The organism is Kitasatospora xanthocidica, assembly GCF_014656195.1.
Taxonomy (GTDB): Bacteria; Actinomycetota; Actinomycetes; order Streptomycetales; family Streptomycetaceae; genus Kitasatospora; species Kitasatospora xanthocidica.
Window position 1 is genome coordinate 173760 of sequence record NZ_BNBY01000010.1, and the last position, 13543, is coordinate 187302.

A 13543-nucleotide genomic window follows, 5' to 3' on the forward strand; every position below is an offset into this window, starting at 1 on the left:
CAAGCGGCAGCCTTCCCTGGGTCGACGGTGGTCGAACTCGACCCTGGGATGAGCTTCGTCACGACGCCGGGGAGGTTGCCGCTTCCGGCTCGTCGGGCGACGGCCCCGGTCAGGTGACCTCGCCCCGGCGGGAGAAGCGCTCCGCCCGCCATTCGCCGCTCTCCAGGACCTCGGCCAGCTGCCGGGCGGCGTCCCAGACCTCGGTGTAGGACAGGTAGAGCGGGGTGAAGCCGAAGCGCATCAGGTCCGGCGCGCGGAAGTCGCCGATCACCCCGCGCTCGATCAGCGCCTGCACCACCGGGTAGCCGTCGGCGTGCCGCAGGGCGACCTGGCTGCCGCGCCGGGCGTGCTCGCGCGGGGTCACCACCTCGATCCCGTCCAGGCCCTCCGTCAGCGAGATGAACAGGTCGGTCAGCGCCAGGCTCTTCGTCCGCACCGCCGCGAGGTCGGCCCGCTCCCAGACGTCCAGCGAGGCGTCGAGGGCGGCCTGGCCGAGCAGCGAGGGCGAGCTGGTCAGGAAGCGGCCGATGCCCGCCTTGGGGTCGTAGCCGGGCTCGAAGGCGAACGGGCGGGCGTGCCCGAACCAGCCGCTCAGCGGCTGCAGCGGACCGGCCGCCAGGTGCCGCTCGGCGACGTACAGGAAGGCCGGCGAACCGGGGCCGCCGTTCAGGTACTTGTAGGTGCAGCCGACCGCGAAGTCCGCGTCGGCGGCGCCGAGTTCGACCGGCAGCGCGCCCACCGCGTGGCACACGTCCCAGATCATCAGCGCGCCCGCGGCCTGCACCCGGGCGGTGATCCCGGGCATGTCCAGCAGCTCGCCGGTGCGGTAGTCCACCTGTGAGAGGACGACCGCGGCGACGTCCCCGTCCAGGTGCCGGTCCAGCTCCTCGGGCCGGATCAGCGCACTGCGCGCGCCCTCGACCAGGCCGGTCACGCCCTCGGCGATGTACAGGTCGGTCGGGAAGGCCTCGGCGTCGCCGAGCACCGTGTGCCGGCCGGGGCGCAGCCGCAGCGCGGCCGACAGCACCTTGAAGAGGTTGACCGAGGTGGTGTCGCAGACGACCACCTCCGCCGGATCGGCCCCGATCAGCGGCGCGATCCGCCGTCCCAGCCGGTACGGCTGCTCGAACCAGCCGGCGTCGTTCCAGCTGCGGATCAGCTCCCGGCCCCACTCCTCCTCGACCACCTGGCGCACCCGCTCCGGCGTGCGCACCGGCAGCGCGCCCAGCGAGTTGCCGTCCAGGTAGATCACCCCGTCCGGCAGCGAGAACTCCTTGCGGAACGCCGCCAGCGGATCGACGGCGTCCAGCGCCGCGCAGTCCTCGCGCGTGGTCATGCCCATGTGCCCGTTCTCCTCGCTCACAGCTCGTCCCGGATTGCTCACAGCTCGTCCCGGATCGTCCACAGCTCCGGGAACACGTCCTGCTCGGCCGACTTGCGCAGCCAGGTCAACCCGCTGGAGCCGCCCGAGCCGGGCTTGGCGCCCATCGTCCGCTTCACCGCCGACAGGTGCCGCTGGCGCCAGCGGGTGACCCGCTCGGCGACGTCCAGCAGGGCCTCGCCGAGCGGCTGCAGCGCGGCGAACTCCGGCTCGGTGTACACCCGGCGCCAGGCCGCGGCGGCCTCCTCGGACGGGCGGTAGCGCTGCTCGGAGGGCTCCGGGAGCGGGCCCAGTCCGCGCCGCGCCAGCAGCGCCAGCGCCTCGTCGTACAGCCCGGGGGAGCGCAGTGCCTCGACCAGCTCCTCCTGGGTGCGCGGCATGCCGTCGTACATGGCCAGCAGCGCGGCGTTCTTGTTGCCGAGCGTGAACTCCAGGTGCAGGAAGGCCGCGGACTGGAAGCCGGACGCCTCGCCGAACAGCGAGCGGAAGGAGTTGAACTCCTGCGGCGTCATAGTGGCCAGCAGGTCCCAGGACTCCACCAGCACGTCCTGCGCGTGGGTGCCCCGGCGCAGCGCGGCGAGCGCGGCGGGGAGGTCGTCCTCGCGCAGCGCCTGCCGGGCGAGCGTCCACTCGTGCCGCAGCAGGTCGAAGAGCAGCTCCATCACCTGGGTGGTGATGATGAACGACAGTTCCGCGGGCTCCTTGCCGCGCGGGTGCTGCAGGCCGTGCAGCTCCTCCAGCCGTACGTACTCGGCGTACGGGGTGCTCCGACGCGGCGCCCCGCCCCGACCGAACGACAGGTTGGGTGTCTCCACCGTGTCGTGCCCCATCCCGATTCCTCCTGATCCGTCGGGCGCCTGGCCCGCTCCGGTGAACCAGCCGGATTGCCCGGTTCCACCGGGTGCCCATTGTGCGGCGGTGGCGGCCCCCGCTTGAATGGTCGACGGATACCGCAACCGCCGTCGGAGCTGTCGTTCGCGAGGCGTTCGGCTGATTCGCTTTACGAACGAAAATCCCTTGATCCGAACACCCCGGGGAGCCGCCATGGACGCCGTCGACCGCCGCCTGCTGGCCGAGCTGCAGGCCGATGCCCGGCTCTCGTACAACGAACTCTCCCGCCGGGTGAGCCTGTCCGCACCCGCGGTGGCCGAACGGGTCCGCCGCCTGGAAGCCGACGGGGTGATCAGCGGCTACCACGCCCACGTGGACCCCACCCGGGCCGGGCTGCCGATCACCGCGCTGGTGCAGATCCAGTGCTACGGCCCGCGCTGCCTGCTGCGCGACCCCGAGGTGGCGACCTGGCCCGAGGTGCTCCAGCTGCACCGGGTCACCGGCGGGGCCTGCTGCGTGCTGCTGGTCGCGGTGCCGACGATGGCCGAGTTCGAGGCGCTGTGCGACCGGCTCGGCGCGTACGGCCAGCCGTCCAGCTCGATGATCCTCTCCAGTCCGGTGCCCTGGCGGCCGCTGGCGCCGCGCTGACCGGGAGGGCGGGAGAGTCGGGAGGGCGGGCGGCGGCCCGCTGGCCTTGACGCGGACGTCAAGGAGTAGGTTCCGGCCCATGTCGAACGAGCGCCACATCCTGCTGCTGCCGGGGAGCCTGCGGGCCGGCTCCACCAACGAGACCGTGCTGCGCACCGCGGCCGCCGTGGCCGCCGCCACCCCCGGCCTGCGGACCACCTACTACACCGGGCTGGCCGGGCTGCCGCACTTCAACCCGGACCACGACACCGATCCGCTGCCGGAGCCGGTGGCCGGGCTGCGGGCCGCGATCGAGGCGGCCGACGCGCTGCTGGTCTGCACGCCCGAGTACGCCGGGACGCTGCCGGGCTCGTTCAAGAACCTGCTGGACTGGACGGTCGGCGGGGTGGAGATCTCGGACAAGCCCACCGCCTGGATCAACGCCGCCGGCCCGGGGCGCGGCGGGGGCGCCGAGGCCACCCTGCGCACCGTCCTCGGCTACACCGGCGCGGCCGTGGTGGACGCGGCCTGTGCGCGGATCCCGCTGGAGCGCGGGGCGGTCGGCCCGGACGGGCTGGTCGCCGATCCGCTGGTGCGCGAGCGGATCGGCGAGGTGCTGGCGAAGCTGGCGGCGGCCTGAGCGGGGCCTGAGCGGGGCCCGGCCGCCGTCCGGCCGACGACCGGCCGTGGCGCGGCGGGCTCAGTGCGCCGAGGGCAGGGGCACCCCGAGCCCGGCCAGGCCCTCCAGGAACAGCTCCACGCCGACCGCCGCCAGCAGCAGCCCGAGCAGCCGGGAGAGCACCTCCAGCGAGGTCCGGTGGGTGCGCCGCATCAGCGGTGCGAGCAGGGCCACGCAGACGTAGTTGATCACCGTGACGGCCGCGTACGCCCCGGCGACGGTCGCCTTCCAGGCCAGGCCGTCCCGGTTGAGCGAGGCGACCAGGACGGCCGTCACCGCGAGCGGGCTGGCGATGTACGGCAGCAGCAGCTCGCGGATTCCGTCCACCAGCGGGTTGGGCAGGTGCTCGTCCTCCTCGGCCTCGCCCCCGAGGTGGACGCCGAAGACCAGGGCGACCGCGTAGACGAAGAAGATCAGACCGCCGGCGAGCTGGAGCGACTGGTCGCTGATGTGGAACAGGCTGGTCACCTGGTCCGCCGAGAATCCGAGCACCAGGCCGATCACCGCCGAGATGACCGTGCTCCAGGCCGCCAGCCGCCGCAGTTCCCGGGTGCTGCGGGTGGTCGCCAGCCGGGCGAAGGCCAGCAGGGTCTTCGGCGGTCCGACCACGGCGAAGAAGGTGATGAACGCGCTGCTCAGGTTGAAGACGAACATGCCGCCCAGCATGACCTCGGGGCCCCGGACGGCCGACCCGCCACGCCCCGCGACCGGCGTGGTGTCCGTCTCCCCGGGGCCGTGGCGAGTCTCCCGGTTCATTCCCGATCGCCGACGAATTCGCCCGGATGGCGGCCCCGGCTCGAACGGGTGGACGGTCTCGGTTGCTATGGAGACAGGACCGCCACGCCGGCGGGCCCCACCGGCACGACCACCGGCGCCGCCACCGGCGGGGACCACGCCGTGGAATCGAGGATGCGACATGTGCCTGAACCGTAAGGACCTGGGCCTGCTGGCCCTGCGCAGCGCGGTCGGCGGGGTGCTGATCGCGCACGGCACCCAGAAGCTGTTCGGCTGGTTCGGGGGCGGCGGCCTGGAGGGCACCACCCAGGCCATGGACCACATGGGCTTCCACCCGGCCCGGCAGAGCGCCATCGCGGCCGGCCTCGGCGAGGCGGGCGGCGGGGCGCTGCTGGTGGCCGGACTGGCCACCCCGGCGGCCGGCGCGGTGGTGGCCGGGACGATGGCGGGCGCGGTGGCGGTGCACGCCCCGGCCGGCTTCTTCGCGATGTCCGGGGGCTACGAGTACCCGGCCTTCCTCGGCGCGACCGGGCTGGCGATCGGCCTGGCCGGGGCCGGGCGGTACTCGCTGGACCACGCGACCGGCCACGTCTTCGACCGTCCCTGGGTCGGCCTGTTCACCTTCGTGGCGAGCGCGGCCGGGGCGTACGGCGTGGTGGCGCGCCGTCGGCACGTGGTGCGGCTGCGCGAGGAGCGGGCCGCGGTGGAGGCGGACGAGCAGGAGGGGTCGGGGCTGTCCTGACAGGGCCCGGGGAGCCGGGTCCGCGGCCCGCGGTCGGCCGGTCCGCGGTCCGCGGTCGGTGGCGTCACCCGGAGGCAGCAGTCCTGCTGGCGGCTGCTTCCGGGCGCTCGGAACGTGGGCGGGGAGGCGTGCCGGGCAGCCCGGCGCCGACCGCAGACCACGGACCGCAGACCACCGACCGCAGACCGGCCGACCGGAAACGAGGGACCGCATGGACCGCCAGCCGCTCACCCGGGCCACCGCCCCGAGCCGAACGGCCACCGCGCCGAGCGCGACAGCGGGCCCGAGCTCGACGGCGGGCCCGAGGGTCGCCGCCCCGGGCCCCAGGGTCACCGCGCAGGACCTGGACGCGCCCCCGCTGCGCGGTCGACGGCGTTCGGTGGCCTGGGTGGTGAGCGCCGCCCTGCTGGGCTTCGCGGTGCTGGCGGGCTGCTCCTCGGGCAAGTCCGCGAGCAGTGTGGCCTCCCAGGCGGCGTCCGCGGTGGAGAAGGGTGCGGGCGCGGCCGCCTCGGCCGCCTCGGCGCTGGCCTCGGCGGCGGGCGGGGCCGGGTCGGCGCTGGCCTCGGTGGCCGGCGGGGCGGGGTCCGCGCTGGCCTCGGTCGAGGCGCAGGCCTCGGCGGCGGTGTCCGACGCCGCCTCGGCCCTGGCCGGGGTCAAGGGCGGGCTGGACGCCAAGGCGGACGTGGCCGCCGGGGAGGTGACCACCGGCTCGGACGGCAAACCGCAGGTACAGCTGACCGTCACCAACCACGGCCAGCAGTCGTACCGGTACGTGATCCAGGTGAACTTCACCGACGGCTCGGGCAAGGTCCTCGACGCGACCGCGGTGACCGTCCAGGACGTGATGGCCGGGCAGAGCGCCCAGGCCACCGCGCACGGCAACCGGGACCTGTCGGGCACGGTCAAGGCCGAGGTGGCGAACGCCGTCCGGTACTGACGCGCAGCTCAGCACGGGAGCGGAACCTTAAGCGGGGCTCAAGGCCCAACGGGACCCCTTGACGGGCGAGTTGGTCTAGTCCATTTTTATTGCCCAGGTGCAGGGAGCCCCTGAACCGGCGCCGACGGCCTCGTGCCGCCGGCGCCGGTTCGGCACATCCCGGTGTCCGTCATGGCCTGATCCCGCACGATTCCCCACCCATTCCTGTCATGTCCCGGTCGTCCGGCCCCACCCCGGACGCGCGCCCCCGGGGCGGTGGCGGGGACCCCCACAACCAGGAGTCACGCACCCATGCTGCGCTCACGCATTGAAAGGGCCGGGACCCCGGCTCCGCAGGGCGGCCGCCGACGCCGCCCGAAGAGCCTGGCCGCCGTCGCGGCCGGCACCACCGCCTCCCTGCTGCTCGGCGCGGGCCTCGCGCTGTCCGGCGGCGGCGCGGCCAACGCCGCGACCACCAACTCCACCGGGGCGCCCGCCACCAGCGGCGGCATCAAGGTCGCCTACTTCGACCAGTGGTCGATCTACGCGAACGGGTACTACCCGAAGACGATCCAGGACACCGGCGCGGCCGGGAAGCTGGACTACCTGATCTACGACTTCGCCAACATCCACCCGACCGACCTCGGGTGTTTCGAGGCCACCAAGGCCGCCGACACGAACGACAACAACCCCAACGCGGGCGACGGCGCGGGCGACGCGTTCGCCGACTACCAGAAGAGCTTCGGCGCGGACATCTCGGTCGACGGCGTCGGCGACGTCTGGAACCAGCCGATCGCGGGCAACTTCAACCAGCTGAAGAAGCTGAAGGCGAAGAACCCCAAGCTCAAGGTCCTGATCTCGCTGGGCGGTTGGACCTACTCCAAGTTCTTCTCGGCGGCGGCCGCGACGGACGCCTCGCGCAAGCACCTGGTCTCCTCCTGTCTCGACATGTTCATCAAGGGCAACCTGCCCTCGGAGGCCGGCTACGGCGGCCCGGGCACGGCGGCCGGCGTCTTCGACGGCGTCGACATCGACTGGGAGTACCCGGGCGGCGGCGGCCACGCCGGCAACCTCTCCAGCCCGGCCGACAAGCAGAACTTCACGGCCCTGCTGAAGGAGTTCCGCACCCAGCTGGACGCGCAGGGCAAGGCCGACGGCAAGACCTACGCCCTGTCGGCGGCGGTCGGCGCCGGCCAGGACAAGATCATGAACGTCGAGACCGACAAGGTCGGCCAGTACCTGACCTTCCTCGACGTCATGACCTACGACATGCACGGCGGTTGGGACGCGCAGGGTCCGACCAACCACCAGGCGCCGCTCTACTCCGCCCCGGGCGACCCGTCGACCCCGGCCAAGCCGGGCAACGGCAAGTACTCGATCGACAACGCCATCAAGGCCTGGACGGTCGGCGACGCGGAGTACGGCATCCCCGGCGGCTTCCCCGCCAACAAGATCAACATGGGCGTGCCGTTCTACTACCGCGGCTGGACCGGCGTGAAGGACAACGGCAAGCACGGCCTCTTCCAGCCCGCCGCCAGCCCCGCGGCCGGTGCCGCGATGTCCGGCAACGTCCCCGGCATCCAGATGTACAAGGAGCTCGCGGGCTTCGTCGACAACCCGGCGAAGACCTTCTGGGACGACGAGGCCAAGGCCACGTACTTCTACGACGGCACCACCTTCTGGAGCGGTGAGGACGCCAAGTCGATCCAGGCCAAGCTCGACTACGCGCACTGCAACGGCCTCGGCGGCTCCTTCGCCTTCTCGATGTACGACCTGGGCACCAAGACCGCCCTGTTCGACACGATGGTGACCGCCACCAACGGCTCCGCCGCCGGGTGCCCGGCCCCGCCGACCGGCACCCCGACCCCGACCCAGACGCCGACCGGCACCCCCACCGGCACCCCGACCGGCACGCCCACGGGCACCCCGACCGGCACCCCGACCGGCACCCCGACCACGCCGGCCACCTGCTCGGCCGCCCCGAGCTGGGACGCCAACACCACCTACGCGGCCGGTGGCACCAAGGTCTCGTGGAAGGGCCACTACTACACCAACAAGTGGTGGACCAAGGGCGAGGACCCGAGCCTGAGCGGCCAGTGGGGCGTCTGGACCGACAACGGCCCCTGCTGACCGACCGCACCACCGAACCACCGAGGGGCCTGGCGGACCCTCGCGCCGAACGCGGGCGGCCCCGGACGAGCACGATCTCGTCCGGGGCCGCCCGTCGTGTCCGGCCGCTCAGATCTTGGCGTAGGTGACCGTGATCGTGGTCGCCGAGCTGGTGATCACCAGGTTGCTCTCGCCCTTCTCGGCGAGGCCCGAACCGTTGCCCGCGGACGTCACCTCGAAACCGGCGGCCTTGAGCGCCGCCTCGTACTTGGCGTAGTCGCCGGCGGTGGCCTCGCAGGTGATGATGTAGGCGCCGGCCGCGCCGTTGACCAGGGTGATCTTCCCCGGGGGGAGCGGGATGTCGGCGGGCAGGTCGGCGGGCCTGGTCTTGCCGCCGACGACCGCGTTGGTGGGCACGGCCCCGCCTGCCGCAGGGGCGGCCGGGGTGGTGGCCGGAGCGGCCGCCGGCTGCGAGGCGCTCGGGGCGGCCGCCGGGGCGGAGGAGGCGGGGGCGGCGGCCGGGGTGGTGGCCGCGGCGCTGCTCGGGGCGGCCGTGGACGAGCTGTCGTTGTTGCAGGCGGTGAGCCCGAGCCCGGCCACGATGACGGTGGCGAGCAGGGCGGAGGTGCGCTTGAGCGGCATGGTGAAGGCCCATCGGTAACGGAATCTCAGTGGTCTTATAGCGCCACGCAGATTGGCATATGAAAGGCCTGATGCCAATGGGATTCCGTGGACCTGGAGTCCTCGCCCGTGCTCAGCCCAGGTCGGCGGTCCGCCCCGGGGCGTCCGGGCGGCTCTCCTCGATCCGGCGGAGCATCCGGGCCAGCAGGGCGGCGAGCGCGGTGCGCTCCTCGCCCACGACGTCCTGGAGCAGCTCCTCCTCGAAGACCGCCGCCATCCGCATCGACTCCAGCCACTTGTCGCGGCCGGCCTCGGTCAGCTCGATGATCACCCGGACCCGGTTGGACTCGTCCCGCTCCCGGGTGACCAGGCCGTCGGCCACCATCCGGTCGATCCGGTGGGTCATCGCCGCCGGGGTCAGCCCGAGCCGCTTGGCCAGCTCGCTCGGACCCAGCCGGTACGGGCTGCCGGAGACCACCAGGGCCTTGAGCACCTCCCACTCGGCGGACGTGATTCCGAGCACGGTCAGCTGGCGGTCGTACGCCACGCCCATCCGCCGGGAGACCCGGTTGAGGGTCTGCACGATGGTCTCCACCTGGGGGTCCACCATGGGGAACTCCCGCTGGTAGAGGGCCACCTGCTCGGCGATGCCGAGTTCCAGGGGGGTGGCCGGGGCGGGCTTGTCGGCAGCCGGCGCCGGCTTGTCCGTAGTCATGCGGACCAGTGTCGCACGAGGGTGCACTCCTTAAGCCTTTGACTCCGCAGCCTTCCGGTGCTAAGACTTTATCTCGACAGACTTTAGCTCTGAAATCTTCTGGACTTAAGAGTATCCAGTCGAAACCTCGGAAGGGATGTGCACGGTGACCGGCACGGTGAAGCAGCAGGGGCAGCAGCGACGTGGGGCGGGCAGCCGGCTGCGCCGCGTCCAGATCGGCAACGCGCTCAGCGCGTTCGGCAGCGGGTTCACGATGCCGTACATGTTCGTGTACGTGGACCAGGTGCGCGGGCTGGGCTCGCTGGCGGCCGGGATGGTGTTCACCGTCTTCGCGCTGGCGGCCCTGGCCGTGCTGCCGTTCACCGGGCGCGGCATCGACCGGTACGGTCCCCGTCCGGTGCTGCTGGCCGGTACGGCGCTCGCCGCCACCGGCGCGTTCGCCTTCGGCCACGCCACCGACACCCCGGCCCTGCTGGTCTCCTCCTTCCTGTTCGGCGCGGGTGTCACCACCTGCCAGCCGGCGCTCGCCACGATGATCGTCCGCTGCTCGACGCCGGCCACCCGCTCGCACGCCTTCGCGCTGCAGTTCACCCTGGTCAACCTGGGCATGGGCATCGGCGCGCTGGTCGGCGGGCAGATCGTGAACGTCGCGGACCCGGCCAGCCTCACCCGGCTGTTCACCATCGAGGCGGTGACCTTCCTCGGCCTGGCGCTGGTCACCGGCACCGCCCGGATGCCGCGGGTCCAGCTGAGCGTCGTCCACGGCAAGAACGACGGTCCGACCGGTCTGCGCGCCCTGGTCGCCGACAAGGCGATGCTGCGGCTCTGCCTGCTCGCCGGCCTGATCTTCTTCACCTGCTACGGCCAGTTCGAGTCCGGTGTCGCGGCCTTCGCCACCGACACCGTCGGCACCGCGCCCTCCACCCTGGGCCTCGCGATCGGCGCCAACGCGCTGACCATCGTGGTGCTGCAGATGTTCATGGTGCGGATCACCGCGCGCCGCCGCCGCACCACCGCGATGGCCGCGGCCGGGCTGGTCTGGCTCGGTGCCTGGGCGATGGCCCTGGTGGCCGGTCTGATCCGGACCGAGACCATGGCCGCCACGGTCGCCATCGTCTCGATCTACGCCCTCTTCGGCGTCGGCGAGTCGCTGCTCGCGCCCACCATGGGCCCGATCGTGGCGGACCTCGCCCCGGCCCGGCTGCTCGGCACCTACAACGCCGGGTACGCCCTGGTGAAGCAGATCGCGATCGCGGTCGGCCCGGCCGTCGGCGTGCTGCTGGTCGGCTCCGGCACCTGGCCGCTCTACCTGGCGGCGATGGCCGGTTCGACGCTGCTGATCGTCATGCTGGCGCTGCGGCTGCGTCCGCACCTCACGCCGGAGCAGGACAATGCCGCGCCGGTCGTGGTCCGTACCGTCCCGGTCCGGGAGCTGCAGACCGCCGCGTAGCGCAGGGGTGCGCAAAAGCGTTCGAAACGGGCGCCGACCGGGTCACCTGGTCGGCGCCCGTCGCGCTTGGCTTCACGACCACCGCCACATAGTGTCAGTGGCTGTTGACCGCCCGGATCCGGCCGCGACGCCGGGTGCCGGGCAGAGCAGACAGGCGAAATCGGCGAGGCAATGACGCAAGCGGCGCTCACGCACCCCCCGGCGGCCCCGGCCCCCGCCGCCCCCGCACCAGCCCCGCGCGGGGGCCCGGTCCGCTGGGCGGCCGACCGCTCCGGCTGGCTCGGGCCGATCGCGGTCGCGCTCTTCGCCGGTCTGCTGCGGTTCTGGCACCTCGGCTACCCCAAGGCCTTCGTCTTCGACGAGACGTACTACCCCAAGGACGCCTGGTCGCTGCTGCGGCAGGGCTACGAGGGCAGCTGGCCCGACCACGCCAACGCCGACATCCTGGCCGTCCCGCAGTCCGTCCCGCTCGGCTCCGCGCCGGAGTTCGTTGCGCACCCGCCGCTCGGCAAATGGGTGATGGCGATCGGCGAGCAGCTGTTCGGTCTGCACCCCTTCGGCTGGCGGTTCATGACCGCCCTGCTCGGCACCGTCACCGTCCTGATGCTGGCCCGGATCGGCCGCCAGCTCTTCGGCTCCACGCTGGTCGGCTGCACCGCGGCCCTGCTGATGTCGGTGGACGGCCTGCAGCTGGTGATGAGCCGGGTCGGGCTGCTCGACGGCATCCAGATGTTCTTCGTCCTGGCCTCCTTCGGCAGCCTGCTGATCGACCGCGACCACGCCCGCGCCCGGCTGGCGACCGGGGTGGCGGCCGGCGGGAACCCCGACCGGGTGCGGCTCGGGTGGCGCCCCTGGCGGATCGCGGCCGGGGTGTTCATCGGTGCCGCCTGCGCGGTCAAGTGGAACGGCGCCCCGGTCCTCGCCGCCTTCGGCGTCCTGACCGTGCTCTGGGACCAGTCCGGCCGCCGTGGGGCCGGCGCCCGCCGCCCCTGGCGCTCGGTGCTCCGCCGGGACGCCGGGCCCGCCCTGCTCGCCATGGTCGGCTCCGCCCTGGTGGTGTACGTCGGCTCCTGGGGCGGCTGGCTGCTCAGCGGAGGCAACGGCGAGGGCGGGTACGACCGGCACTGGGCCGACGGCCGCGCCGGGCTCTCCCCGGACAGCCTCCTCGGCCTCCCGCTGCCGCAGGTGTCGATGAGCTGGGTGCCGGGGCCGCTGCGCAGCCTCTGGCACTACCACTCGCAGATGTACGACTTCAACACCGGTCTGAGCACCCCGCACACCTACCAGTCCAACCCCTTCGCCTGGCTGGTCGACGGCCGCCCGGTCTCCATGTACTGGGAGCAGGTCCCGAACGGCAGCCGCGGCTGCACCTCCCCCGGCGGCTGCTCGGCGCAGATCCTGGGCCTGGGCACGCCGTTCCTGTGGTGGGCGGCCTGCTTCGCGCTGGTCTACCTGCTGTGGCGCTGGTTCTTCCGGCGGGACTGGCGCTCGGGCGCGGTGCTGTGCGCGGTGGCCGGGATCTACCTGCCCTGGTTCCGGTACCAGGAGCGGACGATCTTCTCCTTCTACATGGTCGTGCTGGTGCCGTTCCTGTGCCTGGCCGTGGCCCAGATGCTCGGCGCGATGCTCGGCCCGGCGGGCTGCAGTCGAGGGCGCCGCCGGATCGGCGCGATCGGGGCCGGGGCGGTCGTACTGGCGATCGTCGGCTGCTTCGCCTTCTTCTACCCGCTGTACACGGCGGAGGTGATCCCGATGTCGTCCTGGCAGGACCGGATGTGGTTCACCAGCTGGATCTGATGGATCTTGCGGCGTCCGGCGCGCAGCTGCTGCCGGTCACCCCGCTGCTCGGGGTGGTCACCGCCGTCCTGCTGCTGGCCGCCGTGGCGGTGGCCGGGCGGGGGCTGCTCGGCCACGGGCACGCGGTGCTGCGGGCCGGGTTGCGGGCGGTGGCGCAGCTGGCGGCCGTCGCGGCGGTGATCACCTGGGTGGTCGGTTCGCTCTGGTGGTCGGCGCTGTTCGTGCTGGTGATGTTCTCGGTGGCGGTGCGCACCGCCGGGCGGCGGATGACGCCGGGGCCGGGCTGGGTCTGGGCGGCGGCGCCGATCGGGGCCGGGGTGCTGCCGGTGCTCGCCCTGCTGCTGGGCGTCGGGCTGCTGCCGGCGAAGGGCCTGTCCGTCATCCCGGTCGCGGGCATCCTGATCGGCGGCGCGCTCACCGCGACCTCGCTGGCCGGGCGCCGCGCCCTGGACGAGTTGCAGCAGCGGCGCGGGGAGGTGGAGGCGGCGCTGGCGCTCGGCTTCGAGGAGCGCGAGGCACGGCTGGAGATCTGCCGGACGGCCGCGGCGACCTCGCTCGTCCCGGCCCTGGACCAGACCCGTACGGTCGGGCTGGTCACCCTGCCGGGGGCTTTCGTCGGGATGCTGATCGGCGGGGCCTCGCCGGTCCAGGCGGGGGCGGTCCAGCTGTTCGTGCTGGTCGGGTTGCTGGCGGTGGAGTCGGTGGCGATCGTGGTGGTGCTGGAACTGGTGGGCCGGGGACGGGTGACGGTCGGGTCGTTCGACGTCGTCCGGTAGGCTTGGGGACGTTGAAGGGGAGTAGCCCTCCACCGGACCGTCGACATACTGGCCCCCAGGGGCCCGGCGCCCGGGGCACCGCTCGCAGAGCGTTGTCGGCGAGACCTTCGGCCGCAGTGCTGTGACCATGACCAGTGCTGTCGGGCCGAAGCGTCCCCTGACGG

The 13543-nt window shown here is 73.0% G+C and carries 13 protein-coding genes; 8 read left to right on the plus strand and 5 right to left on the minus strand.

All coding sequences use genetic code 11. The annotated features are described in order from the left end of the window. Positions 1-109: 109 nt before the first annotated feature. Positions 110-1342 carry a kynureninase gene (gene kynU / locus IE332_RS20125; RefSeq protein WP_189918257.1) on the minus strand — a complete coding sequence of 411 codons (1233 nt, stop codon included), beginning with the start codon at positions 1340-1342 and terminating at the stop codon, positions 110-112. A 38-nt stretch (positions 1343-1380) separates the two neighbouring features. Next, entirely contained in the window at positions 1381-2211 is an 831-nt protein-coding gene (locus IE332_RS20130; RefSeq protein WP_189918259.1) for a tryptophan 2,3-dioxygenase, read from the minus strand. Positions 2212-2425: 214 nt separating this feature from the next. Here IE332_RS20130 and IE332_RS20135 point away from each other — a divergent pair, with 214 nt between their 5' ends. Together IE332_RS20135 and IE332_RS20140 are read left to right on the plus strand one after the other, a co-directional pair. Next, on the plus strand, positions 2426-2860 hold the full coding sequence (locus tag IE332_RS20135) for an Lrp/AsnC family transcriptional regulator (RefSeq protein ID WP_189918261.1): 435 nt from the start codon (positions 2426-2428) through the stop codon (positions 2858-2860). 79 nt (positions 2861-2939) lie between these two features. Beyond that, entirely contained in the window at positions 2940-3479 is a 540-nt protein-coding gene (locus IE332_RS20140) for an NADPH-dependent FMN reductase (RefSeq protein ID WP_189918269.1), read from the plus strand. Positions 3480-3539: 60 nt separating this feature from the next. Here IE332_RS20140 and IE332_RS20145 read toward each other — a convergent pair whose 3' ends face one another. Further along, positions 3540-4172, minus strand: coding sequence for a MarC family protein (locus IE332_RS20145; RefSeq protein ID WP_189918271.1), 633 nt, complete (start codon positions 4170-4172; stop codon positions 3540-3542). Positions 4173-4434: 262 nt separating this feature from the next. Between IE332_RS20145 and IE332_RS20150 the strand changes: the two genes are divergently transcribed. The 3 genes from IE332_RS20150 (at position 4435) to IE332_RS20160 (ending at position 8041) form a co-directional block, all read left to right on the plus strand. Beyond that, a complete protein-coding gene (locus IE332_RS20150; protein WP_189918273.1) occupies positions 4435-4995 on the plus strand; it encodes a DoxX family protein in 561 nt (186 codons plus the stop codon). A 211-nt stretch (positions 4996-5206) separates the two neighbouring features. After that, positions 5207-5932, plus strand: coding sequence for an FxLYD domain-containing protein (locus IE332_RS20155; RefSeq protein ID WP_229928738.1), 726 nt, complete (start codon positions 5207-5209; stop codon positions 5930-5932). Positions 5933-6223: 291 nt separating this feature from the next. Continuing rightward, positions 6224-8041 (plus strand): glycosyl hydrolase family 18 protein, encoded by a 1818-nt coding sequence (locus IE332_RS20160; RefSeq protein ID WP_189918275.1) that lies wholly within the window; start codon positions 6224-6226, stop codon positions 8039-8041. Positions 8042-8149: 108 nt separating this feature from the next. On the opposite strand, the gene IE332_RS20165 is transcribed toward IE332_RS20160, so the two are convergent. After that, positions 8150-8662 carry a hypothetical protein gene (locus IE332_RS20165; protein ID WP_189918277.1) on the minus strand — a complete coding sequence of 171 codons (513 nt, stop codon included), beginning with the start codon at positions 8660-8662 and terminating at the stop codon, positions 8150-8152. A 112-nt stretch (positions 8663-8774) separates the two neighbouring features. After that, a complete protein-coding gene (locus IE332_RS20170) occupies positions 8775-9356 on the minus strand; it encodes a MarR family winged helix-turn-helix transcriptional regulator (RefSeq protein ID WP_189918279.1) in 582 nt (193 codons plus the stop codon). A 145-nt stretch (positions 9357-9501) separates the two neighbouring features. Between IE332_RS20170 and IE332_RS20175 the strand changes: the two genes are divergently transcribed. The 3 genes from IE332_RS20175 to IE332_RS20185 all read left to right on the plus strand — a co-directional run bounded on the left by IE332_RS20175 (position 9502) and on the right by IE332_RS20185 (position 13379). Then, on the plus strand, positions 9502-10806 hold the full coding sequence (locus tag IE332_RS20175; RefSeq protein WP_229928739.1) for an MFS transporter: 1305 nt from the start codon (positions 9502-9504) through the stop codon (positions 10804-10806). Between the two features lie 171 nt (positions 10807-10977). After that, entirely contained in the window at positions 10978-12603 is a 1626-nt protein-coding gene (locus IE332_RS20180; RefSeq protein ID WP_189918291.1) for a dolichyl-phosphate-mannose--protein mannosyltransferase, read from the plus strand. Next, positions 12603-13379: an ABC transporter permease gene (locus tag IE332_RS20185; protein ID WP_189918497.1), complete on the plus strand. Its 777-nt coding sequence runs from the start codon at positions 12603-12605 to the stop codon at positions 13377-13379. The genes IE332_RS20180 and IE332_RS20185 overlap by 1 nt, the downstream gene beginning before the upstream one ends. Positions 13380-13543: the final 164 nt, after the last annotated feature.

Coding starts and splice junctions, on each gene's coding strand:
- kynU (WP_189918257.1), bottom strand. CDS start 1,342: ATGGGCATGACCACGCGCGAGGACTGCGCGGCGCTGGACGCCGTCGAT.
- IE332_RS20130 (WP_189918259.1), bottom strand. CDS start 2,211: ATGGGGCACGACACGGTGGAGACACCCAACCTGTCGTTCGGTCGGGGC.
- IE332_RS20135 (WP_189918261.1), top strand. CDS start 2,426: ATGGACGCCGTCGACCGCCGCCTGCTGGCCGAGCTGCAGGCCGATGCC.
- IE332_RS20140 (WP_189918269.1), top strand. CDS start 2,940: ATGTCGAACGAGCGCCACATCCTGCTGCTGCCGGGGAGCCTGCGGGCC.
- IE332_RS20145 (WP_189918271.1), bottom strand. CDS start 4,172: ATGTTCGTCTTCAACCTGAGCAGCGCGTTCATCACCTTCTTCGCCGTG.
- IE332_RS20150 (WP_189918273.1), top strand. CDS start 4,435: ATGTGCCTGAACCGTAAGGACCTGGGCCTGCTGGCCCTGCGCAGCGCG.
- IE332_RS20155 (WP_229928738.1), top strand. CDS start 5,207: ATGGACCGCCAGCCGCTCACCCGGGCCACCGCCCCGAGCCGAACGGCC.
- IE332_RS20160 (WP_189918275.1), top strand. CDS start 6,224: ATGCTGCGCTCACGCATTGAAAGGGCCGGGACCCCGGCTCCGCAGGGC.
- IE332_RS20165 (WP_189918277.1), bottom strand. CDS start 8,662: ATGCCGCTCAAGCGCACCTCCGCCCTGCTCGCCACCGTCATCGTGGCC.
- IE332_RS20170 (WP_189918279.1), bottom strand. CDS start 9,356: ATGACTACGGACAAGCCGGCGCCGGCTGCCGACAAGCCCGCCCCGGCC.
- IE332_RS20180 (WP_189918291.1), top strand. CDS start 10,978: ATGACGCAAGCGGCGCTCACGCACCCCCCGGCGGCCCCGGCCCCCGCC.
- IE332_RS20185 (WP_189918497.1), top strand. CDS start 12,603: ATGGATCTTGCGGCGTCCGGCGCGCAGCTGCTGCCGGTCACCCCGCTG.